Below are 24,237 nucleotides of genomic sequence, written 5' to 3'. Positions count from 1 at the left end.
CCTGGCAGTAGCGGGCGACCACGCCTGATTCCGCAGTGCGACGATCCGACCGCAGCCGGCAAACCCGTCTCGCAAGACTTTGCAAGATGTTGCTGTCGACCCGCGGAACCGCTTGCTCCGGAGGGCATGCGCACGGGCCCCCGGGGACGCTGTCGCCCGATTCCTGCGCATGGTGGGCAATCCGACCCACGCCCGGTACAGTCCAGTCCCATGACCGCACGGCTTGCCGATATCGCAATTCAGGCGGGGGTCAGCGAAGCGACGGTCAGCCGCGTACTGAACGGCAAGCCCGGTGTTGCCGCGACCACCCGTGAATCCGTCCTTGCGGCGCTCGACGTCCTCGGCTACGAACGGCCCGTCCGGCTGCGCCGGCGCAGCGCGGGCCTGGTCGGCCTGATCACGCCCGAGCTGGAGAACCCGATCTTCCCGGCGCTCGCCCAGGTCATCGGCCAGGCGCTGACGCGGCAGGGCTACACCCCGGTGCTGGCGACCCAGACGCCGGGCGGCTCCACGGAGGACGAGCTCACGGAGATGCTCGTGGACCGGGGCGTCTCCGGCATCATCTTCGTCTCCGGGCTGCACGCCGACACCTCGGCCGACATGCAGCGCTACGAACAACTGCGCGCGCAGGGCGTCCCCTTCGTCCTGGTCAACGGCTTCTCCCCCAAGGTGCAGGCGCCGTTCATCTCACCGGACGACCGGGCCGCCATGCGGCTCGCGGTGACACACCTGGTGTCGCTGGGCCACACCCGCATCGGTCTGGCGGTCGGCCCGAAGCGCTTCGTCCCCGTGCTCCGCAAGATCGAGGGCTTCCACGCCACGATGCAGGAGCAGTTGAACCTGACGGCGGACCAGGTGGAGGAGCTGATCCAGCACTCCCTGTACACGCTGGAGGGCGGTCAGGCCGCCGCGTCGGCGCTGATGGAGCGCGGCTGCACGGCCGTGGTGTGCGCGAGCGACATGATGGCGCTCGGCGCGATCCGCGCCGCCCGCCGGATCTCCCGGGACGTGCCGCGGGACCTCTCGGTGGTCGGTTACGACGACTCACCGCTCATAGCGTTCACCGATCCGCCCCTGACCACGATCCGGCAGCCGGTGACGGCGATGGGCCAGGCAGCGGTGCGTACGCTCCTGGAGGAGATCGGCGGCACACCCGCCCCGCACAGCGAATTCGTCTTCATGCCGGAACTGGTCGTGCGCGGCTCGACAGCGGCACGACCCGGCCCCGACGCGGCGGCCTCCGTTGCCCCGGCTGTTTCAGGATCCCACGCGCGTTCGTAACCCGCAGGACGTGCAACCCGCTCCCCACCGGAGGATCATCGGCTGGAGGGGCAAATCTGGCAGACTCTGTGCCTATGGGTGAATTGAGCGTGAAACGACAGGAAGGCCGCACGGAGGCCACCGCGTCACCCATCGTGAACGAGGCGGCTCCCGAGGCGCATACGAAGCGGAACGGCGACGGAAACCGGATCAGCGGACTGCTCGTCCGGGCCCGTGAGGGACTGCGTGCCCCACGGTCGCCCAGACGGCCACGCCTCTGGTTCGAAATCCTGCTGATCGCGGCCAGTTACTGGCTGTACTCGCTGGTGCGCAACGCCGTCCCCGAGCAGAAGGCCGCGGCCCTCTCCAACGCCGACTGGCTCTGGTCGGTCGAACGGTTCCTGGGCATCGCCGTGGAGCAGTCCGTCAACCACGCGGTCAACTCGGTGACATGGCTGATCGTGTCGATGAACTACTACTACGCGACCCTGCACTTCGTCGTCACCATCGGCGTGCTCGTATGGCTGTTCCGCCGCCACCCGGGCCGCTACGCACCGGCCCGTCTGGCGCTGTTCGCGACCACGGCCGCGGCCCTGCTCGGCTACTACCTGTACCCGTTGGCCCCGCCCCGGCTGATGAACGGCGGCCACTTCATCGACACGGTCATGGTCCACCAGACCTGGGGTTCGATGGCCTCGGGCAACTTCAAACAGATGTCGAACCAGTACGCGGCGATGCCGTCGATGCACATCGGCTGGTCGCTGTGGTGCGGTCTGACCGTCTTCGCCCTGGCCTCCGCGCCGTGGGCGCGCATCCTGGGCCTGCTGTACCCGACGGTCACGCTGATCGTGATCGTGGCGACGGCCAACCACTTCTGGCTGGACGCGGTGGGCGGCATGGCCTGCCTGGCCTTCGGTTACGCGGTGTCGTACGCCTGGTACGGAGCGCTGCCGCACCACCTGCCGAAGCTGGTCCCCCCGAAACCGACGCGCCGACCCCGGCTGTCCGCGGTGACGAGGCAGCGTCGGCCGGTCGTCTCAAGCCCGTCCGGCGATTGAGGAGCGGGGGCCTGGGCCGGCACCCCCCAAACCCCCACGCACCCGCACCACTCCCACAACGGCCCCGCCGGGGGCCTCCTACCCCGCCGCCCCGTAGAACCGCTCCTCCACCACCGCCCGAGCCCTCCGCGTGATCCGCCGGTAGTCGTCCAACATGTCCCCGACATGCCCGGGCTCGTACCCCAGATACCGCCCCACGGCGGTCAGCTCCCGCGGCCCCGAGGGGAAGGTGTCGCCCGGCCGCCCGCGCACCAGCATCACCGCGTTGCGGACCCGCGACGCCAGCACCCACGCCTCGTCCAGCGTCTGCGCGTCCTCCGCCGGAATCAGGCCCGCGGCGCACGCCGCCGCCAGCGCCTCCCTCGTCCGGGTGGTGCGCAGCCCCGGCTCCGCCCAGCCGTGCTGCATCTGCATCAGCTGGACCGTCCACTCGACGTCGCTCAGACCGCCCCGTCCCAGCTTCGCGTGGAGCGTCGGGTCCGCGCCGCGCGGCAGCCGCTCCGACTCCATCCGCGCCTTCAGCCGCCGGATCTCCCGGACCGCGTCCTCACCCAGCCCGTCCACCGGATACCGCAGCGGGTCGATGAGCTCGACGAATGCGCGGCCGAGGTCGATGTCGCCCGCCATGGGCTCGGCGCGCAGCAGGGCCTGGCTCTCCCAGACCAGCGACCAGCGGCGGTAGTACGCCCCGTACGACTTCAGCGTGCGCACCAGCGGCCCGGTCTTGCCCTCGGGGCGCAGATCCGCGTCGATGAGCAGCGGCGGGTCGGCGGTGGGCAGCTGGAGCAGCCTGCGCATCTCGGCGACCACCCGGTTCGCGGCCCGGCTCGCCTCCTGCTCCTCCACGCCCTCCCGCGGCGCGTGGACGAACAGGACATCCGCGTCGGAGCCGTACGAGAGCTCGTGGCCGCCGAAGCGGCCCATGCCGATCACCGCGAACCGGGTGGGCAGGGTGTCGCCCCACTCCGCGCGGACGACGGCACGCAGCGCCCCCGCGATCGTGACGGCGTTCAGATCGGTGACCGCGCTGCCGACCCGGTCGACGAGCGCCCCGGGGTCGGGCTCGGCCGGGTTCTCCTCGGTGCCGTACGAGCCGATGAGGTCCGCGGCCGTCGTACGGAACAGCTCGCGCCGACGCACCCCGCGCACCACCGCCACGGCCGACTCCGCGTCCTCCGCGCGCCCCACCGCGGCCAGCACCTCCTGCTCCAGGTGCTCCCGGCTGCGGGGCTTCAGCCCCTGCGGGTCACCGAGGAGGGCGACCGCCTCGGGGGCGCGCAGCAGCAGGTCGGGGGCGAGCCGGCCGGCGGACAGTACCCGTGCGAGGTTCTCGGCGGCCGCGCCCTCGTCCCGCAGCAGACGCAGGTACCACGGGGTCTTCCCGAGTGCGTCGGACACCTTGCGGAAACCGAGGAGTCCGGCGTCCGGGTCGGCGGAGTCGGCGAACCAGCCGAGCAGCACCGGCAGCAGCGTGCGCTGGATGGCGGCCTTGCGCGACACCCCGGAGGACAGCGCCTCCAGATGCCGCAGGGCGGCCGCCGGGTCCTCGTACCCGAGGGCCACGAGGCGGTGGGCGGCGGCCTTCGCGCTGAGCCGGGACTCGCCGGGGGCGAGCTGGGCGACGGCGTCGAGCAGCGGCCGGTAGAACAGCTTCTCGTGCAGCCGGCGCACCACGGAGGCGTGCCGCTTCCAGGCCTGGTTCAGCTCGGCGATGGGGTCGGTACGCATGCCGAGGGAGCGTCCGAGCCGCCGCAGGTCCGGCTCGTCCACCGGAACCAGATGGGTGCGGCGCAGCCGGTAGAGCTGGATGCGGTGCTCCATGGCGCGCAGGAATCGGTAGGCGTCGTCCAGCTGGGAGGCGTCCACCCGTCCCACGTATCCGCCGTCGGCGAGCGCGCCCAGCGCCTCCAGGGTCGATCCTCTGCGCAGGGCGGGGTCGTTGCGCCCGTGCACGAGCTGGAGCAACTGGACGGCGAACTCGACGTCCCGCAGTCCGCCGGGCCCGAGCTTGATCTCGCGGTCGACCCGGTCGGCGGGGATGGTGTCGACGACGCGGCGGCGCATCTTCTGCACGTCGGGGACGAAGTTGTCGCGGTCGGCGGCCTGCCAGACGAGGGGCGAGACGGCCTCGACGTACTCGGCGCCCAGCTCGGGGTCGCCGGCGACCGGCCGGGCCTTGAGGAGCGCCTGGAACTCCCAGGTCTTGGCCCAGCGCTGGTAGTAGGCGAGGTGCGAGCTGAGCGTCCGCACCAGGGGCCCGTTGCGGCCTTCGGGCCGGAGGTTGGCGTCGACGGGCCAGATGGTGCCCTCGACGGTCGTGTCGGAGCAGATCCGCATCATGTGCGCGGCCAGCCGGGTGGCGGCCTGCATGGCCGCGTTCTCCTCGGCGCTGTCGGTGTGGTCGGCGGGTTCCGCCACGAAGATGACGTCGACGTCGGAGACGTAGTTCAGCTCGTGGCCGCCGCACTTGCCCATCGCGATGACGGCGAGCCGGCACTGAGCGGCGTCGGCGGGCGCGGCCGTACGGGCGATGGTGAGCGCGGCCCGGAGCGTCGCGGTGGCCAGGTCGGCGAGCTCGGCGGCGGCCTCGGCGACATCGGTCGTACCGCACACGTCGCGTGCCGCTATCGACAGCAGGCACCGGCGGTAGGCGATGCGCAGCGAGTCCGGGTCGTCGGCCCCGGCCAGCTCCCGCTCGAACTCGGGGACCCCCGGGTGCAGATCGGCCGCCTCGTACGTGACGAGGGCCTGCCAGTCGCGCGGGTGCCGCGCCAGGTGGTCGCCGAGGGCCTCGGACGCCCCGAGCACCCCCAGGAGGCGGTCCCGCAGGGGCTTGGCGGTGACGAGGGTGTCCAGCAGGATCTGCCGCTCATCGGCCTCCTCGGCCTCGACGAGCCGGACGACCCCGCGCAGGGCCAGATCGGGGTCGGCGGTGGCCCCGAGGGCGTCGAGGAGGACCGGGTCGGAGCGTACGGAGGAGAGTTCCGGCAGATCCAGCAGCCGCTCGGCGGCGGACGGATCGATGAAACCGTGCCGCAGCAGTCGGGTGAACGTGCTGCTCCTGCGCCCCGGCAACGTCGTCATTCCGCGCTCTCCTGCTCGCCGCCCGATCACCTTCCAGCCTTCCGAGCCTAGCCGGACGCGCATGTTCCTGTGGGGTGCCGGGTCCGTTTCGTGGCCCGGCACCCGGGCTCGGGGTTCCGTCCTCAATCGCCGGACGGGCTTGCGGTTCGTGGGTGGGGGTCCGGGGTCCCTCCGGGGCGTCTCCTCAGACGACGAACGTTCCGCGGGTACGCCGCGGACCCGGGTATCCGTTCGTCGTCCTGCGGGGACTCCCCTGCACGCCCCCGAACCCGCCCGCCGTGAGTCTGCACCGATCGTCCCACCGGCGTGCAGACGCAGGAGCGACCGGGTGGGGGCGTGCAGGGCAGTCCCCGCAGAAAATGGCGTACGACCCGGGTACCTGCTCGTCGTCGGGCGCACACGCCATTTTTGAGGAGTCTGCCCGGAGGGACCCCACCCCCACCCACCGGGGCAGAAGCGCACCCCGCGGAGCACCCGCACCACCAAGCCCGTCCGGCGCTTGAGGACGGAACCCCGAGCACGGGGACGGGCTACCGCGTGCCGATCACGACGGTGGCGTACAGCTCGTCGGAGGTGACCACGCGCGGCAGCAGTCCGCAGCCGCGCAGGATCTCCCCGGCCGGGGCCGCCTGCCGTTCACTCGTCTCGCACAGCAGGCTGCCGCCCGGGGCCAACCATCGCGGTGCCTCGGCGGCCACCCGGCGCAGGACGTCGAGCCCGTCGCCGCCCCCGTCGAGGGCGACGAGCGGTTCATGGACGCGCGCCTCGGCGGGCAACAGGGCCACGTCGCCCGTCGGTACGTACGGGACATTGGCGAGGAGCACGTCGACGCGCCCGTGCAAGGAGCCGGGCAGGGGGGCGAAGAGGTCGCCCCCGTAGACCCGGCCGAGGTCACCGACGTTGCGCCGGGCACAGCGCACCGCCGCGGGTTCCACGTCGGTGGCGTGCAGCTCGACGCCACGGCCCAGCACGGCGGCGAGCGCGGCGCCGAGAGCGCCCGAGCCGCAGCAGAGGTCGACCACGACGGCCGGTCTCGGGGCCAGTTCCGCGGCCTGGCGGATCAGGAACTCGGTGCGGCGGCGGGGAACGAAGACCCCGGGGCCCACGGCGATGCGCAGTCCGCTGAACTCGGCCCAGCCGAGGACGTGTTCCAGGGGGTGGCCGGCGACGCGCCGTTCCACCATGGCGGTGAGTTCGGCGGGACCGGCCGCGGTGGCGGCGATCAGATCCGCTTCGTCCTCGGCGAATACGCAGCCGGCGGAGCGGAGGGTGGTGATGAGGCGGGACAGGGCGGGCGGGGACAGCGGGACCGGCATGGAGCGGAGCCTTTCGGGGAACGCCGATGGGTGCTCCGCGGCCGGTTACGTCCGGTCGACCACGCGATCATGTGAGGCGAGCACCCAGCCTGATACAGCGGTAATGGGTCTCACCTCCTTCAGTACGTCCCCGTGCGGGGATGCGAAAGACTACCTCAGCCCGTCTCAGCGCTTCCTGGGCCGGTAGTCGTTGCCGCCGTCGATGAAGCGGTTGTGGACGGCGATCGACGTGTTGGCCGCCCGGGTTTCGCGGATCTGGGCGCTGTGGTGGCGCTCGATCTCCTGGCCGTCGAAGTTGTCCGTAGGGCGGCGCCGTTCCTTCAGCATCAGCTTCACGACCAGGAACACGATCGTGAAGAGCAGCAGTCCGACCAGCACGAAGACCTCGGTCATCGCCCCTCCCCCCGTCCACGGCCGACGGTGACTCGGCAGCCGTACGGGCATTGTCGCCGACCCGACAAGTCCGGTCCATCGCAATCACCGACGGCCCGCCGGGCGGCCGTGCCCCGGCGGGGCGGTCCACCTGCGGATAATGGCCCCATGGAGCGCGCTGTGGGACTGCGGGAACGCAAGAAGGAAGCCACCCGGCAGGCCGTGCACGAAGCGGCCTTGCGGCTGACCGTCGAGCACGGCTTCGACCAGCTCACGGTGGAGGCCGTGGCGGATGCGGCCGGGATCTCCCGCAGAACGTTCTCCAACTACTTCGCGGGCAAGGAGGACGCCCTGCTCCACGGCGAGGAGCAGCAGATCAGGGAGCTGGTGCGGGCGGTGCGGGAGCGCCCCGCCGACGAGGGGGCCTGGCCGGCGCTGCGGGCGGCCGTGGCCCAGTTCGCCGAGCGCGTCGCCCCTCCGGAACGCGAATGGGCCGTCCGCACCCGTCTCGCCATGAACCACCCGTCCCTGCTGGCCCGTCAGCTCGCCAATCACGCCGCGCTGGAACGCGACCTGGCGGATGCGGTGGCCGCCCGCCCCGGCCGGGCCCCGGACCCGGTCCGCCCCCTGGTCCTCGCCGCGGCATTCCTCGCCTCGCTGCGGATCGCGATGTGCGTGTGGATCGAGGAGGATCTGGCCCGGGATCCGGTCGACGTGATCGACGAGGTCCTGGACGAGATGGGACGGAGCTTCGCCTGAGCCGGGCGGGGCGCCACACGCACCATTCACGCGCTCCTCAGCCCTCCGGGTCCTCTTCCCCGATCAGCGGGCAGCGGGTCCGCGTGTAGATGGTGGGCATGCAGCGGTTGCAGTGGATGCACTGCGAGCGGGTGGCCGCGTCGCGGCCGATACGGTGCAGCAGGTCCGGCTCTCGCAACAGGGCGCGGGCCATCGCGACGAACTCGAAGCCCTCCGCCATGGCGCGGTCCATGCCCTCCCGGTCGGTGACCCCGCCCAGGAGGATCAGCGGGAGGTCCAGCGCGGCGCGGAACCTCCGGGCGGATTCGAGCAGGTACAGGGGTTGGTACGGATACGTGCGGAACACGCCCCGGCCCACGGCCCGGATCGCGAGACGCTGCGGGAACGGGAAGTTCGCCGCGAACTCGGCGACGGGCGCTCCCCCACGGAACAGGTACATCGGGTTCAACAGGGAGCTTCCCGCCGTCAGTTCGAGGGCATCGACCGTGCCCTCCTCCTCCAGCCAGCGGGCGACCTGGAGGCTGTCGTCCACGGTGAGCCCGCCGGGCGCCCCGTCCTTCATGTTCAGCTTGGCGGTGATGGCGAGCCGGTCGCCCAACGCGTCACGCACCGCCCGGGTGATGCCCAGCGCCACGGCGGCACGGGCGCGCAGTGAGCCACCGTAGGCGTCGGTGCGGCGGTTCAGCCGGGGGCTGAGGAAGGCGCTGGCCAGGTAGTTGTGCCCGAGGTGGATCTCCACGGCATCGAACCCTGCCTCTGCCGCCAACAGGGCCGCGTCGGCGTGGGCCTTGATCACCCGGTCGATGTCCTCGGCGGTCGCCGCCTTGTTACGGCGCATGCTCAGCGCGTTGAAGCCGGCCATCGGGGCGAGGGAGGCCAGCTGGTTGGACCGCCCGTCGGCCACCGGACCGGCGTGCCCCAGCTGGGCGCTGACGGCGGCACCGGTACCGTGCACCGCCTCGGTGAGCCTGCGCAGCCCGGGCAGCGCCTCGGGCCGCATCCACAGCTGCCGCCGCTCGGTACGCCCCTCCGGCGCGACCGCGCAGTAGGCCACGGTGGTCATCGCGACCCCGCCCTCCGCAGGGCGCAGGTGGTAGTCGATGAGCTCCTGGGTGACCAGCGCGTCGGGGGTGGCCCCCTCGAAGGTCGCGGCCTTGATGACCCGGTTACGCAACCCGAGCGGCCCCAGCCGGGCCGGCGCCAGCACGTCCGGGGCACCCCGGGGCGCCTCCCCTGTCGGGCCTTCCGTTCCCGGTTCATCCGCCATGGCGCGGAGCATCGCAGAGATCTGACGATTAGTCAGCAGTCATGCGGTCGCCGTTCGTCGCCGTGCTGCTCACGGGCCCGGGACGAAACGTCACCCTCGCGGCGGAGCACGCAGGGCAGCACCCTGGGTCCGGTCCGTCCTATTCCGCCGCCCAGGCCAGTTGGGTGGCGCTCAGAAGAGGATCGAATCCTTCCGGGAACAAGAGCATCAACGGTTGCGGCCACATGTTCTCCAGCCCGTGCTCGCCGCAGTGCAGGGCGATGACATGTGGCCCTTCTCCACAGGAGGCGTACCGGTACGGGCGGTCATGCGTCTGGCAGAGGTACCCGAACGTCCAGCAGTCGTCCTCTTCCGTCGGCTCGTAGAAGCCGGGATCACGAACGATCGTGGTCACCGGCTCCTGCCGGTTGAAGGGAGGTATGGGGCGGGGGTCGCACCACCGCAGTCGGGGAGGCATCACGGGCCCATCCTGCCTCGGGACGGCCCCCGGACGGCCCCGCCCCCTGACACGGCTTCGGGCCGACGGAAGCGCCCCGTCGGCCCGAAGCCACGCCCAAGCGCCCTGACGGCGCTGACCTGCGCCTACAGCACCGGCAGCAGCGCCTTCAGCTCGAAGGCGGTGACCTCGGAGCGGTACTCCTCCCACTCCTGCTTCTTGTTGCGCAGGAAGAAGTCGAAGACGTGCTCGCCGAGCGTCTCGGCGACCAGTTCGCTCTTCTCCATCAGCGCGATCGCCTCGCCCAGGTTCTGCGGCAGCGGCTCGATGCCCATCGCGCGGCGCTCCGCGTCGGACAGGGCCCAGACGTCGTCGTCGGCGCCGGCCGGGAGCTCGTAGCCCTCCTCGATGCCCTTGAGGCCCGCGGCCAGGAGCACCGCGTACGTCAGGTAGGGGTTGGCGCCGGAGTCGATCGAGCGGACCTCGACGCGGGCCGAGCCGGTCTTGCCGGGCTTGTACATGGGGACGCGGATCAGCGCGGAGCGGTTGTTGTGGCCCCAGCAGATGTACGAGGGGGCCTCGCCGCCGGCGCCCGCGGCGCGGGAGGAGCCGCCCCAGATGCGCTTGTAGGAGTTGACCCACTGGTTGGTGACGGCGGAGATCTCCGCGGCGTGCTTGAGCAGGCCCGCGATGAAGGAGCGGCCCACCTTCGACAGCTGGTACTCGGCGCCGGACTCGTAGAACGCGTTGCGGTCGCCCTCGAAGAGGGAGAGGTGGGTGTGCATGCCCGAGCCGGGGTACTCCGAGAACGGCTTCGGCATGAAGGTCGCCTGCACGCCCTGCTCCAGCGCGACCTGCTTCATGACCAGGCGGAAGGTCATGATGTTGTCGGCGGTGGAGAGTGCGTCCGCGTACCGCAGGTCGATCTCCTGCTGGCCCGGGGCGCCCTCGTGGTGGCTGAACTCGACCGAGATGCCCATGGATTCGAGCATGGTGATCGCCTGGCGGCGGAAGTCCATGCCGACGTTCTGCGGGGTGTGGTCGAAGTAGCCGGAGCTGTCCGCGGGGGTGGGTCGGCTGCCGTCGACCGGCTTGTTCTTCAGCAGGAAGAACTCGATCTCCGGGTGGGTGTAGAAGGTGAAGCCCAGGTCGGAGGTCTTGGCCAGGATGCGCTTGAGCACGTAGCGCGGGTCGGCGAAGGACGGCGAACCGTCGGGCATCAGGATGTCGCAGAACATCCGGGCCGTGCCGGGGGCCTCCGCGCGCCACGGCAGGATCTGGAAGGTGCCCGGATCCGGCTTGGCGATCATGTCCGACTCGTACACCCGGGCGAAGCCCTCGATGGCGGAGCCGTCGAAGCCGATTCCCTCGTCAAACGCCTGTTCCAGCTCGGCAGGGGCCACGGCGACGGACTTGAGGTAACCGAGCACGTCGGTGAACCACAGTCGTACGAACCGGATGTCGCGCTCCTCAAGTGTCCTGAGGACGAATTCCTGCTGCTTGTCCATAGCCACATCCTTGCAGTTCAGACGGTCCGTGCACCACCGCCCGGGGTAAGGGGGAACGTCCAGTATCACGACCCCGGATTTCACCCAGATTACGCACACGACGTGAGATGGAGCACGCGGCCACCCACTACGATCGTCGGCCATGGCGCGTATGGGGCGCGACGGCCTCGCAACTGCCCCGCACGCACCGGTTCCCGACCGTTTTCCTCCTCTCATCGCCCCTTCGCAGAAGGACCTACGACATGAGCTTCGACCGCAGGACCCGCATAGAGCAGATGCGCAACGCCGACCGCGCGCGAGACCGCCGCAGCCGGGTGCTCGTCATAAGCCTCAGCGCCGTCGTCGTCGCAGGTCTCGTCACCTTCGGGACCTACACCCTGATCGACCGGTCCGAGGCCTCGGCCGACCAGAAGGCCTCGGACGCCAAGAACGCCGAGCAGTCCGAGGCGGAGAAGAAGGAACTGGCCGACGGGCCGATCCAGGGCGAGAAGACGTGGGACGCGAAGAAGCTGACCCGCAACCACGTCACCGAAACCATCTCGTACCCGATGAGGCCTCCGGTAGGCGGTGACCACAGCCCCGTCTGGATGAACTGCGACGGCGAGGTATACGAAAAGGCCATTCCCGACGAGAACGCCGTGCACGCACTGGAGCACGGTTCCGTGTGGGTGACGTACACGGACAAGGCCTCGGCCGCCGATGTGGACAAGCTCTCCGAGCGGGTCGCGAAGACCCCGTACTCACTGATGAGCCCTTACAAGGACCAGGCCGGCACCATCATGCTGAGCGCCTGGGGCAAGCAGGTCACGGTGGACGGTGCCGATGACCGGCGGGTGGCGCAGTTCTTCGCCAAGTACGTGCAGGGCCCGCAGACGCCCGAGCCGGGCGCGGCGTGCACCGGCGGGCGGGCGGCCCCGTGACAGAGGTGACAGAGGTGACAGAGGTGACGGAGGTGACGGAGGTGACGGAGGTGACGGAGGTGACAGAGACGGCGGAAGCGGCGGGGCGCACGCGGCGCATCCGCTGGGCCGCCGGTTCCGCCGTCGCGCTCGCACTGCTGTTCGCGGGGGCTGCGACCGTCGCCGCCGCGCGGGACGGCGGGGCGGAGCATCACGTGTCCGCCCCCGCCCCGCAGGTCCCGGCGGCTGATTCCGCGGACGCCGGCTTCGCGCGCGACATGGCCGTCCACCATCAGCAGGCCGTGGAGATGTCCTTCATCGTGCGCGACCGCACCGACGACGAGGACGTGCGCCGGCTCGCGTACGACATCGCCAACACGCAGGCCAACCAGCGGGGCATGCTGCTCGGCTGGCTGGATCTGTGGGAGCTGCCGAAGGCGGCCGCCGGGCAGGAGCCGATGGCCTGGATGAGTGCGGGGCGGCACGCGGGCCACGACATGGCCGGGATGCCGGGCATGGACGGCGGTTACGAGCCCCATGACGGGTCCCTCATGCCCGGCATGGCGACCCGCACCGAGCTCGAACAGCTCCGCGGGGCCCACGGCGAGCAGGCCGAGATCCTGTACCTCCAGTTGATGACCGACCACCACAGGGGCGGTGTCGACATGGCTCGCGGCTGCGCGGACCTGTGCACCGTGAAGGTCGAGAAACGGCTGGCCCGGGGCATGGTCGAGGGCCAGCAGTCCGAGCTGGAGGCCATGGCCGGGATGCTGGCGGAGCGGGGTGCCGCGCCCCGCCCGGGGAAGGCGTCCTGACGCCTGTCCCGCAAGGGTTCCCGCGCACCACCGCACCCGAATGGGTGAGAGCGGTCGCGTGCCCCGGGCGGGCCCATGACGATGGGTTCGCTCGGGGTCGTACGCGAGTGCCCAGCGGCACGCAGGAGGGAACCCCATGACCACCGCCAAGGACATCATGCACACCGGCGCCACCTGGATCCCGGCACACGAGACCCTCGACCGCGCCGCCCAGCTGATGCGGGACCACAGGGTCGGCGCGCTGCCCATCTCGGAGAACGGCGAGCAGGGCCGGATGGTCGGCATCCTCACGGACCGCGACATCGTGGTCGGCTGTGTGGCCATGGGCCGCGACCCGTCGAAGGTGACCGCCGGCGAGCTCGCCCAGGGCACGCCGCGCTGGATCGACGCGGAGGCCGAGGTGGAGGCGGTGCTGGAGGAGATGCAGACCCACCGGATCCGCCGGCTGCCGGTGGTCGAGAACAAGAAGCTGATCGGCATGATCAGCGAGGCCGATCTGGCCCAGCACCTCTCCGACGGCCAGATCGCCTGCTGGGTGGAGAAGGTCTACTCCCGGAACTGACCGGTACGCCGTACGACCGGATGGGCCGGCCACCCCGCCGCGCGGGGGAGGCGGACCATTGCCGCCCTCATGCCCGACATGAGTAATCTGTCTGGTATGTCCGCTCAGCTTACCCGCCGCGCCGTGCTCGGCGCCTCGATCGCCCTTGCCGGTACGGGAGTTCTCGCCGACCGCGCCGCCGCGTCCCACTCCGCCACGCATCATCCGGCACCGTCCGGCACCACCGCCCCCGAGGGCTATGTCTCCCCCGACGGCCCCGAGGTCGCCGCGGCCGAGCGGCGGCGGGGCGCCGGCCCCGAGCGCAGGGCCACCCTGATCGCGACCCCGTCCCGCCTCGAACTGGGCGGCGGACGCACCGTCACCTCGTGGGCGTACGGAGGCCGGCTCCCCGGGCGCGAGATCCGGGTCACCGCGGGCGACACGCTCGCGCTCACGCTCGCCAACCACCTGCCGCAGTCCACCTCCCTGCACTGGCACGGGCTCTCCGTGCGCAACGACATGGACGGGGTCCCCGGGCTGACCCAGCGGGCGATCGGGGCGGGGACGGCCTTCTCGTACCGGTTCGCCGTGCCCGACCCCGGCACGTACTGGCTCCACCCGCACTCGGGCGTCCAGCTGGACCGCGGGCTGTACGCACCGCTGATCGTGGACGACCCGAGGGAGCCACTCAGTTACGACAGGGAGTGGGTCGTCGTCCTGGACGACTGGGTCGACGGGGTGGACGGCTCGACCCCCGACGCGGTGCTCCGGGAACTCACCGGGGGCCGCGGGCACACCGGGCACGCCATGCCGGCGACGGCCCCACCCGCGAACGACGGGCCCTCGCGGAGGCTGATGGGCGCCACCAGTGAGCTGCTGGGCGGCGACGCCGGAGACGTGGACTACCCGTACTACCTGGTCAACGGCCGTACGGCCGACGATCCGTCCGCCTTCCTCGCACGGCCGGGCGACCGGATCCGGCTGCGGATCATCAACGCGGGCGGCGACACCGCCTTCCGCGTCGCGCTCGGCGGCCACCGGATGACGGTGACACACACCGACGGCTTCCCCGTCCGGCACACCGGGACGGACGCCCTGCTGCTCGGGATGGGCGAGCGGTACGACGTGCTGGTCACCGCCGGGGACGGGGTGTTCCCGCTGACCGCGCTGGCCGAGGGCAAGAACGCCTCCGCGATGGCCCTGCTGCGGACCGGGGGCGGCGCGGCACCCGGCGCCTCCGTGCGGCCGAAGGAGCTGGACGGCGAACTGGTGACGGCCGGCCGGCTGGCCCCGGACGCCTCCGTCGCCCTGCCCGCCCGCAAGCCCGACCGGACGGTGGTGATGAGGCTGACGGGTTCCATGAAGGCGTACGACTGGGCCTTCGACCGGAAGCCTTACACCGCCGACCAGCGCCATCCGGTGAAGGCCGGGGAGCGGGTCAGGCTGGAGTTCCGCAACCCGACGGCCATGTGGCACCCCATCCACCTGCACGGGCACACCTTCGCGCTGACCGGAGGCGCTTCCGGAGCCCGTAAGGACACCGCGATCGTGCTGCCCCGGCGGACGCTGACCGTCGACTTCGACGCGGACAACCCGGGCCTGTGGATGCTCCACTGCCACAACCTGTACCACGCGGAGGCGGGCATGATGACGGTCCTCGGCTACCGCGGCTGAGTGCTCTTCCGGCGGGCCGCGCCGCTTTTCGCACGGCCCGCCAGGACATCGCGTCAGTCAGACGATTACACTGGGCGGCGTGCCTCAACTACGCCTCGCACTGAATCAGATCGACTCGACCGTCGGCGATCTCGCCCAGAACGCCGAGTCGATCCTCCACTGGACCCGGCACTCCGCCGAACAGGGCGCCCACCTCGTGGCGTTCCCCGAGATGGTGCTGACCGGTTACCCCGTCGAGGACCTGGCCCTGCGGTCATCCTTCGTCGAGGCGTCGCGGGAGGCGCTGCGTGCGCTCGCCGCGCGCCTGGACGCGGAGGGCTTCGGGGAGCTCCCGGTCGTCGTCGGCTACCTCGACCGTTCCGAGCACGCCGCGGCCCGCTACGGCCAGCCCGCCGGGTCGCCCCGGAACGCCGCCGCGGTGCTGCACCGCGGGCGGATCGCGCTGAACTTCGCCAAGCACCACCTGCCCAACTACGGCGTCTTCGACGAGTTCCGGTACTTCGTACCGGGCGACTCGATGCCCGTCGTGCGGGTGCACGGCATCGATGTGGCGCTCGCGATCTGCGAGGACCTCTGGCAGGACGGCGGCCGGGTGCCTGCCGCGCGCGCCGCCGGGGCCGGGCTGCTGCTGTCGATCAACGCCTCCCCGTACGAGCGGGACAAGGACGACACCCGGCTGGAGCTGGTCCGCAAGCGGGCCCAGGAGGCCGGCTGCACGACCGCGTACCTCGCGATGATCGGCGGCCAGGACGAGCTGGTCTTCGACGGTGACTCGATCGTCGTCGACCAGGACGGCGAGGTGATCGCCCGCGCCCCGCAGTTCGCCGAGGGCAGCGTGATCCTGGACCTCGACCTGCCGGCCGCCTCACCCGAGGCGCCGTCCGGCGTGGTGAACGACGGGCTGCGGATCGACCACGTGGTCCTCTCCGAGGAGCCGCTGCCGGCGTACGAGGCGGAGCTGGCCGGTGGCTATGCCGACCGGCTCGACGGTGATGAGGAGCTGTACTCGGCGCTCGTCGTGGGCCTGCGGGCGTACGCGGCGAAGAACGGCTTCAGCAGCGTGCTGGTCGGGCTCTCCGGCGGGATCGACTCGGCGCTGGTCGCGGCGATCGCCTGCGACGCGCTGGGCGCGCAGCACGTGTACGGCATCTCGATGCCGTCGAAGTACTCCTCGGACCACTCCAAGGGTGACGCGGCCGAGCTGGCGCGCCGTACCGGGCTGAACTTCAGGACCGTACCGATCGAGCCGATGTTCGACGCGTACATGGGGTCGCTGGGGCTCACCGGGCTCGCCGAGGAGAACCTGCAGTCGCGGCTGCGCGGCACGATGCTGATGGCCGTGTCCAACCAGGAGGGCCAGATCGTCCTGGCTCCGGGCAACAAGTCGGAGCTGGCGGTCGGTTACTCGACGCTGTACGGGGACTCCGTCGGCGCGTACGGGCCGATCAAGGACGTGTACAAGACGTCGGTCTTCCGGCTGGCGAAGTGGCGCAACCGCGCCGCCGAGGAGCGCGGGCAGACGCCGCCGATCCCGGAGGCCTCCATCACCAAGCCGCCCAGCGCGGAGCTGCGTCCCGGTCAGGTCGACACGGACTCGCTGCCCGACTACGACGTGCTGGACCGGATCCTGGAGATGTACGTCGACCGGGACCAGGGGCTCGACGCGATCGTCGCGGCCGGGTTCGACGCGGCGCTGGTGGCCAAGACGCTGCGGATGGTGGACACGGCGGAGTACAAGCGGCGGCAGTATCCGCCGGGCACGAAGATCTCGCCCAAGGGCTTCGGCAAGGACCGGCGGCTGCCGATCACGAACCGGTGGCGCGAGTCCGGCTGACGCCGGGGGGCGGGGTGGCCTCCGGGCCGTTCCCGCCAAGAGCTGTCCCGTAATCCCTGGTGGATCAGCGCGCGGCGTCGGATGCGGTGCGTCGCAAGGCGGAGGGGCGTCCGCATACTGGATGCATTCGGGCGTTCCGACGACGGAGGGGGTCCCCCCGTGCCGTTGAGGCTACGGGGGAGAGGTGCCGTAGCTGTCGTCGTGCGCCCGCCAGGGATGACGGGACAGCCCTCAGGGCCCGCCCGGCCGAGGACTTGCTCCTCCATCGCCGGGCGGGCCCGCTTTTCGGCTTTCACCCGACACCATGAGGAACATGACCTGCTCGCTCCCCCGGCCGGCCCGCCCGCTTTCCTCGCCCGAGGACTGACACCTCCTCACCTACCGTTCCCCGCACGTCACTTGTCGTGATGGACGCCTGCGTGGAACGATGACCGCTCCGCACCGGACCTGGTGTCGGGGGCGGTGGGCGTAGGGGCGCCCACCCTTGGCGGGGGGAGTTCAACATGGCTATTCGGTTCGTGGGACTGTTCGCGAACGACCCGGTCTACCAGGCGGCCCAGGCCCAACTCACGCTCTGCGACCGGCTTCCGGCCGCGGCCGACGCGGCGTGGGGGTTGTGGCCGGCGCCCGCGACCCTGGGGACGACCCTGCTGGGCAAGCTGGGAGCCGTGCCCGGAGCCAACGTCATCGTGCACGGCTCCCAGAAACGGTTGCCGGTCGGGGCGACCCAGCTGATCGGGGTGCCGGCGGGAGGGGAGCAGCACGACCTGACGGAGGAGACGGCTGCTTCACTGCGGGCGTGGCTCGCGGCGAACCCCGGGGCGGCCCTCAGTATCGTGGTGAAGCTGACGACCAGCCCCAGGACCACCTTCGCGGGGACGATCGTCGAGATCCTCAATCACGAACTGTCGGCGCACGCCGAGCCGTACGCCGACTTCCTGATCGCGGAGGCGGCCGCCCCCGGGACGGGAGTCGTAGGCACGGCCGACCAGCAGCACCAGGCCCTGGCCACAGGCGATCCCCGGTACCGGCTGATCGGAGCGGTGTACGTGACGACCCACCTGGCGGCCGACCAGGCGCCGTGCTACCGCACTCGGATGGCGCAGGACACGGTGGCGAACGCGACCCTGCCCCCGGGCGTCTGACCGGGCGGACCGGAGATCGCTCGGCCGGCTCGATGTGGCGGGGTGCGGGCGGCGGTTCAGTGCACGTCCGCTCCGGACTTCCGCGGGGTGGACGCCGCCGCCCGGGCCACGATCCGCGACGGGGTGCGGTCGCGGTCCAGTACGCCCGCCGTGACCGCGACCGCGAGTCCGGCCAGCGTCAGGGCCGCGCCGACCAGGGCCGGGGAGGTCCAGCCCCAGCCTGCCGCGATGGCCATGCCGCCCAGCCACGCACCGCCCGCGTTGGCCAGGTTGAAGGCGGAGTGGTTGGAGGCGGACGCCAGGGTCGGGGCGTCCTTGGCCTTGTTCATGACGAGCATCTGCAACGGCGTGGTCGTCATGAAGCCGACTCCGCCCAGCAGCACCACCATCACCAGCGCCGCCCACTGCACGTGCGCGGCGAAGGGGAAGACCACCAGGACGACGGCGAGCGCGCCCAGTGACCCGTACAGCGTGGGGCGCAGTGCCCGGTCCGTGAGGGGCCCCGCGGCGAGTGCGCCCAGGGTCATGCCGATGCCGAAGAGAGCCAGCACCAGCGTCACGGAGGATTCGCCGAAGCCCATCGCCTCGGTCGTCATGGCCGAGAGGTAGGAGTACACGGCGAAGACCCCGGCGAAGCCGAAGACGGCGGTGAGGAGCCCGAGCAGGACCTGGCGGTTGCCCAGGGCCCGCAGCTCGTGGCGGACGTGCCGGTGCGCCTCGGCCGGGATCTGCGGGACGAGGCGGGCGAGCGCGGCCATGGCGCACAGCCCGATGGCCGCGACCACGAGGAAGGTGGCCCGCCAGCCGAGGTGCTGGCCGAGCAGCGTGGCGGCGGGGACGCCGACGACGTTGGCGATGGTCAGGCCGAGGAACATCGTCGCCACGGCCCGGGCCTGGCGCCCCTCGGCGGCCAGCCGGGTGGCGACGACCGCGCCGACGCCGAAGAACGCGCCGTGCGGCAGTCCGGCCAGCAGGCGTCCGGCGATCAGCCAGCCGAAGTCGGGGGCGAGCGCCGAGGCGAGGTTGCCGACGGTGAAGAGCGCCATCAGCAGCAGGAGCATCCGCTTGCGAGGAACGCGCGAGCCGACGGCGGTGAGCAGCGGGGCGCCGAGCACCACGCCGATCGCGTACGCCGACACGAGGTAGCCCGCGGTGGGGACGGAGGTGCCCAGATCGTCCGCGACGTCGGGCAGCAGGCCCATCATCACGAATTCCGTAGTACCGATGCCGAAGGCGCTCACCGCGAGTGCGAGCAGAGCCAGTGGCATGAAGAGAGACCTTTCCGACGTGGGCCCGTGCGCTCCCGGCGGGGCCCGGCGGGCCTTCGGGGAGCGGGAGGGCAGGAGGGAACGCGGTCTTCCGTGCGCCGGCGCGGGCCGGCCGGGGCCGGATCGCACGGTGACGGACCGGCTTCCTCGCCGGCGACCTTGTTCCCGTTCGGAACAAAGTCTCTCAGACGAATGGGGCCCTGAGGTAAACGGACCGTTGCGTCACAGTCTGACGCGGGCGGCGATCGGGAGATGGTCGCTGTCCGTGGCCGGAAGCGTCCACGAGGACATCGGCTCGATGCCCTTCACCATGATCTGGTCGATCCGGGCCATCGGGAACGACGCGGGCCAGCTGAATCCGAAGCCGTCACCGGCCGCGCCCTGGGTGGAGCGCATCTGGGCGGTGACCCCGTTGAGCGAGCGGTCGTTCATGGTCCCGTTGAGGTCGCCGAGCAGGGCGACCCGTTCCAGCGGTTCGTGGGAGATGGCCTCGCCGAGGGCGTCCGCGCTCTGGTCGCGCTGGTTGGCGGTGAACCCGGCGTGCAGTTTGACGCGGACCGAGGGCAGGTGCGCGACGTAGACGGCGACCGGGCCCTCGGGGGTGGTGACGGTGGTCCGCATGGCGCGGACCCAGCCCATCTTGATGTCCACCGGGCGGGTGTCGCTGAGGGGGTACTTGCTCCACACGCCGACGGTGCCCTGCACGGAGTGGTAGCGGAAACGGCCGGCGAGCGCCGACTCGTACGCCGCGACCTTGCCGCTGGGAAGCTCCTGAAGGGCGACGACGTCGGCGCCCGAACCGGCGACCTGCTGGGCGGTGCCGGCGGGATCGGGGTTGTCCGCGTTGACGTTGTGGGTCGCGACGGTGAGGTCGCCGCCGGTGCCCGACTTGTCGGTGAGCAGCCCGCCGAAGACGTTGAACCAGACCAGGACCGGCAGCAGCAGGGCGACCACTGCGGTCGCCGAGCGGCGCACCAGGCCCAGGATCAGCAGGACCGGGACGAAGACGGCGCACCACGGCAGGAACGTCTCGGTGAGGCTGCCCAGGTTGCCGATGGTGTTGGGGATCTGGGCGTGCAGGAGCATCACGAGGGTCAGCAGGACCGAGCAGCCGGCCAGGACGATCCCGCGCCGCCAGATGCCGGGATCCCGGGTCAGTCTGTCGCGCAGGTCCCGGAGACGAGATCCGGTGCGCTGCGGTCCCGCGCCGCCGTTCCCGGTGTCCGCCCTGTACGCCTGCACCATCGCGCTGTCCTCACTGCCTTGCCGTACACATCGCCGCGCCCCACGACCCTAGGGGATGCGCGATGCCTTTCCGGCCGTCGGCGACGACCGTACTGCCACGAGGACGACCCGGGCGGTACGAAGGGTTCCGGCCGCAAGGGGTCTGTGGCGGCTTGTGACAGAACGATCACACTCGCCCGACCCCGGGCGCGTCAGCCGCGGCCTGCGGCTTCACCCGGTCCGGTGACGGCCCGGCCCGGTCCGAGGCCCTCGACCAGCAGGCGGATGATGCGGTCGGCGAGGTCCTCGGGCAGCGGCGCGTCGGGCCGGTGGATGGTGCGTACGAGCATGGGGCCGAGGAACAGGTCGTCCATCAGCTCCACGTCCACGTCGCCCCGCAGCTCACCCGCCTCGACGGCCCGGCCGACGGCGGCGAGCATCGCGGCCCGGCGGGGGGCTATCACGGTGCACTGGTACTCGCTCCACAGCTTGGGGTGGCTCTTCATCTGCGCGAAGACGTTGTGCAGCAGGACCGAGGAGCGCTGGGCGAGTCCGCGGGTGCGCATGGACTCCAGCAGGACGCGCAGGTCGTGCAGGCCCCCGGTGCCGGAGACGTCGGGCTCCGCCGGCTCGATCTCGCGCAGGACGTCGACGAAGAGTTCCTCCTTGCCGGCCCAGCGCCGGTAGATGGTGGCTTTTCCGACCCCGGCCGTGCGGGCGATCCGCTCGATGGACAGACCGGCGAGGGGTTCGCCGGCTTCCAGGAGATCGACGACGGCGTCCAGGATGGACCGCTCGGCGGCGGCGCTGCGGGGGCGGCCGCGGCGGGGCTCCCGATCGTCTCCGGGGTGCGGGTCCGGGTCCCGGCCGTCTGCCCCGCGCGGGTCCCGGTCCCGGCCCTCGCGGGCCTGCCGGGCCTGCTCGCCGGGGACCCGTTCGTACCGGTCCGATGCCTCAGCCTGCACGTGGAACCACCTTTCACCACCCCGATTCTCGCCGACGCGGGAGGTGCCCGGCCGCCTCGGGCCCCGGCAGGGCCCCCGGGCCTCACCGCCCGGCGTCCGCGGGCACCGTCCGCTCGTCCTGCGCGGGCGCCGTCCCGGTGCGCGGCCGGCCGGGGAGGAACAGGGCGACCACGAGCGTCCCGACCAGGGCCACGCAGGCCGAACCGATGGCGGTGACGTGCATGGCACCCATGAACGCGTCGTGCGCGGCGCTCACCAGCGGGGTGCCCGCCGGGCCCATCCTCTCCGCGACCCCGAGCGTCGCCTCGATCGACTCCCCCGCCACATCCCTGGCCGCGGCCGGCACGGCGTCGAGGTGCCCCTCGATGTCGCCTCGGTAGACGGTGGACAGCACCGAGCCGAGGACGGCGATCCCCAGCGCGCCGCCGACCTGGCGGAACACGTTGTTGACGGCCGAGCCCGATCCGGCCTTCTCCCGGGGCAGCGCCTGCATTACGGAGACGGTGACCGGGGGCATCACATGGGCCATGCCCGTGCCCTGGACGAAGAAGACCACGCACATCACCCAGACCGGGGTCGTGGCGTCGAACAGGGCGAACGCCGCCAGCCCGACGGCCACCATCAGCATGCCCGCGGTGCACACGGCACGGGCGCCGAACCGTGCGACCACGAGCCGGGCCCGCGGCGCGAAGACCATCTGCGCCACGGCCAGCGGCAGGATCAGCAGCCCGGACTGCAGGGCACTCCAGCCGCGCACGCTCTGCATGTAGAAGGCGGAGAAGAACGTCACACCCATCAGCGCGAAGAAGACCAGCGCGATGGCGGCGACGGCGGCGGAGAACGCGGGCTTCCTGAAGTACGAGATGTCGATGGCCGGGCTGCTGCTGCGCTTCTCGTGGAGGACGAACACGACCAGGACGGCCAGGCCGCCGATGACCGGCAGGAGCACGGTGGTGTCGGTGAAGTCGGCGAGTTCGCCGCCGCGGATGATGCCGTACACGAGCAGCACCAGGCCGATGACGGAGAGCGCCACACCGATCGGGTCGAGGCGGCCCGGCTTAGGATCCCTGGAGTCCGGTACGAGCACCAGCATGGCGATCAGCGCGATGACCACGACGGGCACGTTGACCAGGAAGATCGAGCCCCACCAGAAGTGTTCGAGGAGCAGACCGCCGGTGATCGGGCCGATCGCGATGCCGAGGCCGACACCGCCTGCCCAGATGCCGATGGCCTTGGGCTGCTCGTCGCGCTCGAAGACGTTCATCAGGACGGCGAGCGTGGCCGGCATGACGAAGGCCGCGCCGAAGCCCATCACGGCGCGCCAGGTGATGAGTTCGCCGGGCGATCCCGACATGGCGGCGAAGGCGGAACCCACGCCGAAGAGAGCGATGCCGCAGAGCAGGACCTTCTTGCGTCCGATGCGGTCGCCGAGCAGGCCCGCGGTGAAGAGCAGACCGGCGAAGACGAGTGTGTAGGAGTTGATGGCCCACTCCAGCTCGCTCTGGGTGGCTCCCAGACCGGTGGGCGAGGGGGACGCGATCGTCTTGACGGCGACGTTCAGGATCGAGTTGTCGAGCACGACGATGAGCAGGCTGAACATGAGGACGGCGAGGATCGCCCAGCGGCGGCGGTGGACCGCCTCGGGGACCTGGGGAACGGCGGCGGGCGCGCCGGACGGTATGGACATGGCCCGAACGTACCCTCATTTCAATACGAGACCGTCTCGTATTGGAAAGTCTTTACCGGGCCGCCCTGACACCCGGTGCCACCCCGTACGGCGGGCCCACTTCCCGTGAACGGCTCCGGGATGCCACCATGGAGGCGATCCGGGGACGCCGTCAGGGCGCCTCGAGATGACGAAGGAGCCGTTGGCAATGTCGCTTCAGGCTGCGCACGACCAGTCCCCCACCTCCCCCGCGGGAGCCCCCTCCGACAGCAGCAAGGCGCTGTACGGAGGCAAGAGCAACCGCCGCGTCACCGTCCACGACATCGCCGCCGCCACCGCGCGCGGCGAGAAGTGGCCCATGCTCACCGCCTACGACGCGATGACCGCGTCCGTCTTCGACGAGGCCGGCATTCCGGTCATGCTCGTCGGCGACTCCATGGGCAACTGTCACCTCGGCTACGAGACCACCGTGCCCGTCACGATGGACGAGATCGCCATCCTGTCCGCCGCCGTCGTCCGGGGCACCAAGCGCGCCCTGATCGTCGCCGACCTGCCCTTCGGCTCCTACCAGGAGAGTCCCGTCCAGGCCCTGCGCAACGCCACCCGGCTGATCAAGGAGTCCGGCGTCGGCGCGGTCAAGCTGGAGGGCGGCGAGCGCAGCCACGAGCAGATCAAGCTCCTGGTCGACGCCGGCATCCCGGTGATGGCCCACATCGGCCTGACCCCGCAGTCCGTCAACGCGATGGGCTACCGCGTACAGGGCCGCGGCGAGGAGGCCGCCCAGCAGATGCTGCGCGACGCCAAGGCCGTCCAGGACGCGGGCGCGTTCGCCGTCGTCCTCGAACTCGTACCGGCCGAACTGGCCGCCGAGGTCACCCGCATCCTGCACATCCCGACCATCGGCATCGGGGCCGGCCCCGACACCGACGCGCAGGTGCTGGTCTACACCGACATGGTCGGTCTGACCGGCGGCAAGGTGCCGCGCTTCACCAAGCAGTACGCCGACCTGCGCCAGATCCTCGGCGACGCCGCGAAGGCGTACGCGGACGAGGTCGTCGGCGGCACGTTCCCGGCGCCCGAGCACACCTTCCACTAGGGCGTGTTTCGAAAGTCCCGCTCGTCCGCGCGAAGCGCGGGCGCAGCGGC

General features: G+C 71.4%; 20 protein-coding genes. 10 read left to right on the top strand and 10 right to left on the bottom strand.

Annotated features, from left to right (window positions below; genetic code table 11):
• Positions 1-210 precede the first annotated feature (210 nt).
• Positions 211-1,281 (top strand): LacI family DNA-binding transcriptional regulator, encoded by a 1,071-nt coding sequence (locus ACFYPA_RS13280; protein ID WP_359081171.1) that lies wholly within the window; start codon positions 211-213, stop codon positions 1,279-1,281.
• 134 nt (positions 1,282-1,415) lie between these two features.
• On the top strand, positions 1,416-2,318 hold the full coding sequence (locus ACFYPA_RS13275; RefSeq protein WP_359081649.1) for a phosphatase PAP2 family protein: 903 nt from the start codon (positions 1,416-1,418) through the stop codon (positions 2,316-2,318).
• A 78-nt stretch (positions 2,319-2,396) separates the two neighbouring features.
• On the opposite strand, the gene ACFYPA_RS13270 is transcribed toward ACFYPA_RS13275, so the two are convergent.
• From ACFYPA_RS13270 to ACFYPA_RS13260, 3 genes are all read right to left on the bottom strand, one after another.
• A complete protein-coding gene (locus tag ACFYPA_RS13270) occupies positions 2,397-5,402 on the bottom strand; it encodes a bifunctional [glutamine synthetase] adenylyltransferase/[glutamine synthetase]-adenylyl-L-tyrosine phosphorylase (protein ID WP_359081173.1) in 3,006 nt (1,001 codons plus the stop codon).
• 530 nt (positions 5,403-5,932) lie between these two features.
• Positions 5,933-6,718 carry a putative protein N(5)-glutamine methyltransferase gene (locus ACFYPA_RS13265; protein ID WP_359081175.1) on the bottom strand — a complete coding sequence of 262 codons (786 nt, stop codon included), beginning with the start codon at positions 6,716-6,718 and terminating at the stop codon, positions 5,933-5,935.
• A gap of 165 nt (positions 6,719-6,883) precedes the next feature.
• Positions 6,884-7,111, bottom strand: coding sequence for a hypothetical protein (locus ACFYPA_RS13260; protein ID WP_359081177.1), 228 nt, complete (start codon positions 7,109-7,111; stop codon positions 6,884-6,886).
• Positions 7,112-7,258: 147 nt separating this feature from the next.
• Between ACFYPA_RS13260 and ACFYPA_RS13255 the strand changes: the two genes are divergently transcribed.
• A complete protein-coding gene (locus ACFYPA_RS13255) occupies positions 7,259-7,849 on the top strand; it encodes a TetR family transcriptional regulator (RefSeq protein WP_359081179.1) in 591 nt (196 codons plus the stop codon).
• Between the two features lie 37 nt (positions 7,850-7,886).
• On the opposite strand, the gene ACFYPA_RS13250 is transcribed toward ACFYPA_RS13255, so the two are convergent.
• The 3 genes from ACFYPA_RS13250 to glnA form a co-directional block, all read right to left on the bottom strand.
• Positions 7,887-9,116, bottom strand: a complete 1,230-nt coding sequence (locus ACFYPA_RS13250; RefSeq protein ID WP_359081181.1) for an NADH:flavin oxidoreductase — start codon at positions 9,114-9,116, stop codon at positions 7,887-7,889.
• 139 nt (positions 9,117-9,255) lie between these two features.
• Positions 9,256-9,510, bottom strand: a complete 255-nt coding sequence (locus tag ACFYPA_RS13245) for a hypothetical protein (protein ID WP_359318580.1) — start codon at positions 9,508-9,510, stop codon at positions 9,256-9,258.
• Positions 9,511-9,698: 188 nt separating this feature from the next.
• Positions 9,699-11,060, bottom strand: a complete 1,362-nt coding sequence (gene glnA / locus ACFYPA_RS13240; protein WP_359081183.1) for a type I glutamate--ammonia ligase — start codon at positions 11,058-11,060, stop codon at positions 9,699-9,701.
• A gap of 242 nt (positions 11,061-11,302) precedes the next feature.
• Here glnA and ACFYPA_RS13235 point away from each other — a divergent pair, with 242 nt between their 5' ends.
• The 6 genes from ACFYPA_RS13235 (at position 11,303) to ACFYPA_RS13210 (ending at position 17,968) form a co-directional block, all read left to right on the top strand.
• Entirely contained in the window at positions 11,303-11,980 is a 678-nt protein-coding gene (locus ACFYPA_RS13235) for a DUF3105 domain-containing protein (protein WP_389131643.1), read from the top strand.
• A gap of 41 nt (positions 11,981-12,021) precedes the next feature.
• Positions 12,022-12,774: a DUF305 domain-containing protein gene (locus tag ACFYPA_RS13230; protein ID WP_359318595.1), complete on the top strand. Its 753-nt coding sequence runs from the start codon at positions 12,022-12,024 to the stop codon at positions 12,772-12,774.
• 136 nt (positions 12,775-12,910) lie between these two features.
• Entirely contained in the window at positions 12,911-13,336 is a 426-nt protein-coding gene (locus ACFYPA_RS13225; protein WP_389131640.1) for a CBS domain-containing protein, read from the top strand.
• Positions 13,337-13,432: 96 nt separating this feature from the next.
• Positions 13,433-14,989, top strand: a complete 1,557-nt coding sequence (locus tag ACFYPA_RS13220; RefSeq protein ID WP_389131638.1) for a multicopper oxidase family protein — start codon at positions 13,433-13,435, stop codon at positions 14,987-14,989.
• A 79-nt stretch (positions 14,990-15,068) separates the two neighbouring features.
• Positions 15,069-16,823 carry an NAD+ synthase gene (locus ACFYPA_RS13215; RefSeq protein ID WP_359081193.1) on the top strand — a complete coding sequence of 585 codons (1,755 nt, stop codon included), beginning with the start codon at positions 15,069-15,071 and terminating at the stop codon, positions 16,821-16,823.
• Between the two features lie 503 nt (positions 16,824-17,326).
• A complete protein-coding gene (locus tag ACFYPA_RS13210) occupies positions 17,327-17,968 on the top strand; it encodes a hypothetical protein (RefSeq protein ID WP_359081195.1) in 642 nt (213 codons plus the stop codon).
• Positions 17,969-18,024: 56 nt separating this feature from the next.
• On the opposite strand, the gene ACFYPA_RS13205 is transcribed toward ACFYPA_RS13210, so the two are convergent.
• The 4 genes from ACFYPA_RS13205 to ACFYPA_RS13190 all read right to left on the bottom strand — a co-directional run bounded on the left by ACFYPA_RS13205 (position 18,025) and on the right by ACFYPA_RS13190 (position 23,112).
• Entirely contained in the window at positions 18,025-19,236 is a 1,212-nt protein-coding gene (locus tag ACFYPA_RS13205) for an MFS transporter (protein ID WP_359081196.1), read from the bottom strand.
• Between the two features lie 222 nt (positions 19,237-19,458).
• Entirely contained in the window at positions 19,459-20,481 is a 1,023-nt protein-coding gene (locus tag ACFYPA_RS13200) for an endonuclease/exonuclease/phosphatase family protein (protein WP_389131634.1), read from the bottom strand.
• Between the two features lie 191 nt (positions 20,482-20,672).
• Positions 20,673-21,425, bottom strand: coding sequence for a TetR/AcrR family transcriptional regulator (locus ACFYPA_RS13195; RefSeq protein ID WP_359081200.1), 753 nt, complete (start codon positions 21,423-21,425; stop codon positions 20,673-20,675).
• A gap of 82 nt (positions 21,426-21,507) precedes the next feature.
• Positions 21,508-23,112, bottom strand: a complete 1,605-nt coding sequence (locus tag ACFYPA_RS13190; RefSeq protein WP_359318569.1) for an MFS transporter — start codon at positions 23,110-23,112, stop codon at positions 21,508-21,510.
• A gap of 187 nt (positions 23,113-23,299) precedes the next feature.
• Here ACFYPA_RS13190 and panB point away from each other — a divergent pair, with 187 nt between their 5' ends.
• Entirely contained in the window at positions 23,300-24,187 is an 888-nt protein-coding gene (gene panB, locus ACFYPA_RS13185) for a 3-methyl-2-oxobutanoate hydroxymethyltransferase (protein ID WP_359081204.1), read from the top strand.
• Positions 24,188-24,237: the final 50 nt, after the last annotated feature.

The organism is Streptomyces sp. NPDC005775 (assembly GCF_042871565.1).
Taxonomy (GTDB): Bacteria; Actinomycetota; Actinomycetes; order Streptomycetales; family Streptomycetaceae; genus Streptomyces.
This window is presented reverse-complemented; position numbering and strand designations above follow the sequence as displayed.

Bases quoted from the DNA above. Each gene is read 5' to 3' on its own strand.
- ACFYPA_RS13280 (WP_359081171.1), top strand. From the start codon at position 211: ATGACCGCACGGCTTGCCGATATCGCAATTCAGGCGGGGGTCAGCGAA.
- ACFYPA_RS13270 (WP_359081173.1), bottom strand. From the start codon at position 5,402: ATGACGACGTTGCCGGGGCGCAGGAGCAGCACGTTCACCCGACTGCTG.
- ACFYPA_RS13265 (WP_359081175.1), bottom strand. From the start codon at position 6,718: ATGCCGGTCCCGCTGTCCCCGCCCGCCCTGTCCCGCCTCATCACCACC.
- ACFYPA_RS13260 (WP_359081177.1), bottom strand. From the start codon at position 7,111: ATGACCGAGGTCTTCGTGCTGGTCGGACTGCTGCTCTTCACGATCGTG.
- ACFYPA_RS13255 (WP_359081179.1), top strand. From the start codon at position 7,259: ATGGAGCGCGCTGTGGGACTGCGGGAACGCAAGAAGGAAGCCACCCGG.
- ACFYPA_RS13250 (WP_359081181.1), bottom strand. From the start codon at position 9,116: ATGGCGGATGAACCGGGAACGGAAGGCCCGACAGGGGAGGCGCCCCGG.
- glnA (WP_359081183.1), bottom strand. From the start codon at position 11,060: ATGGACAAGCAGCAGGAATTCGTCCTCAGGACACTTGAGGAGCGCGAC.
- ACFYPA_RS13235 (WP_389131643.1), top strand. From the start codon at position 11,303: ATGAGCTTCGACCGCAGGACCCGCATAGAGCAGATGCGCAACGCCGAC.
- ACFYPA_RS13225 (WP_389131640.1), top strand. From the start codon at position 12,911: ATGACCACCGCCAAGGACATCATGCACACCGGCGCCACCTGGATCCCG.
- ACFYPA_RS13220 (WP_389131638.1), top strand. From the start codon at position 13,433: ATGTCCGCTCAGCTTACCCGCCGCGCCGTGCTCGGCGCCTCGATCGCC.
- ACFYPA_RS13210 (WP_359081195.1), top strand. From the start codon at position 17,327: ATGGCTATTCGGTTCGTGGGACTGTTCGCGAACGACCCGGTCTACCAG.
- ACFYPA_RS13205 (WP_359081196.1), bottom strand. From the start codon at position 19,236: ATGCCACTGGCTCTGCTCGCACTCGCGGTGAGCGCCTTCGGCATCGGT.
- ACFYPA_RS13200 (WP_389131634.1), bottom strand. From the start codon at position 20,481: ATGGTGCAGGCGTACAGGGCGGACACCGGGAACGGCGGCGCGGGACCG.
- ACFYPA_RS13190 (WP_359318569.1), bottom strand. From the start codon at position 23,112: ATGTCCATACCGTCCGGCGCGCCCGCCGCCGTTCCCCAGGTCCCCGAG.
- panB (WP_359081204.1), top strand. From the start codon at position 23,300: ATGTCGCTTCAGGCTGCGCACGACCAGTCCCCCACCTCCCCCGCGGGA.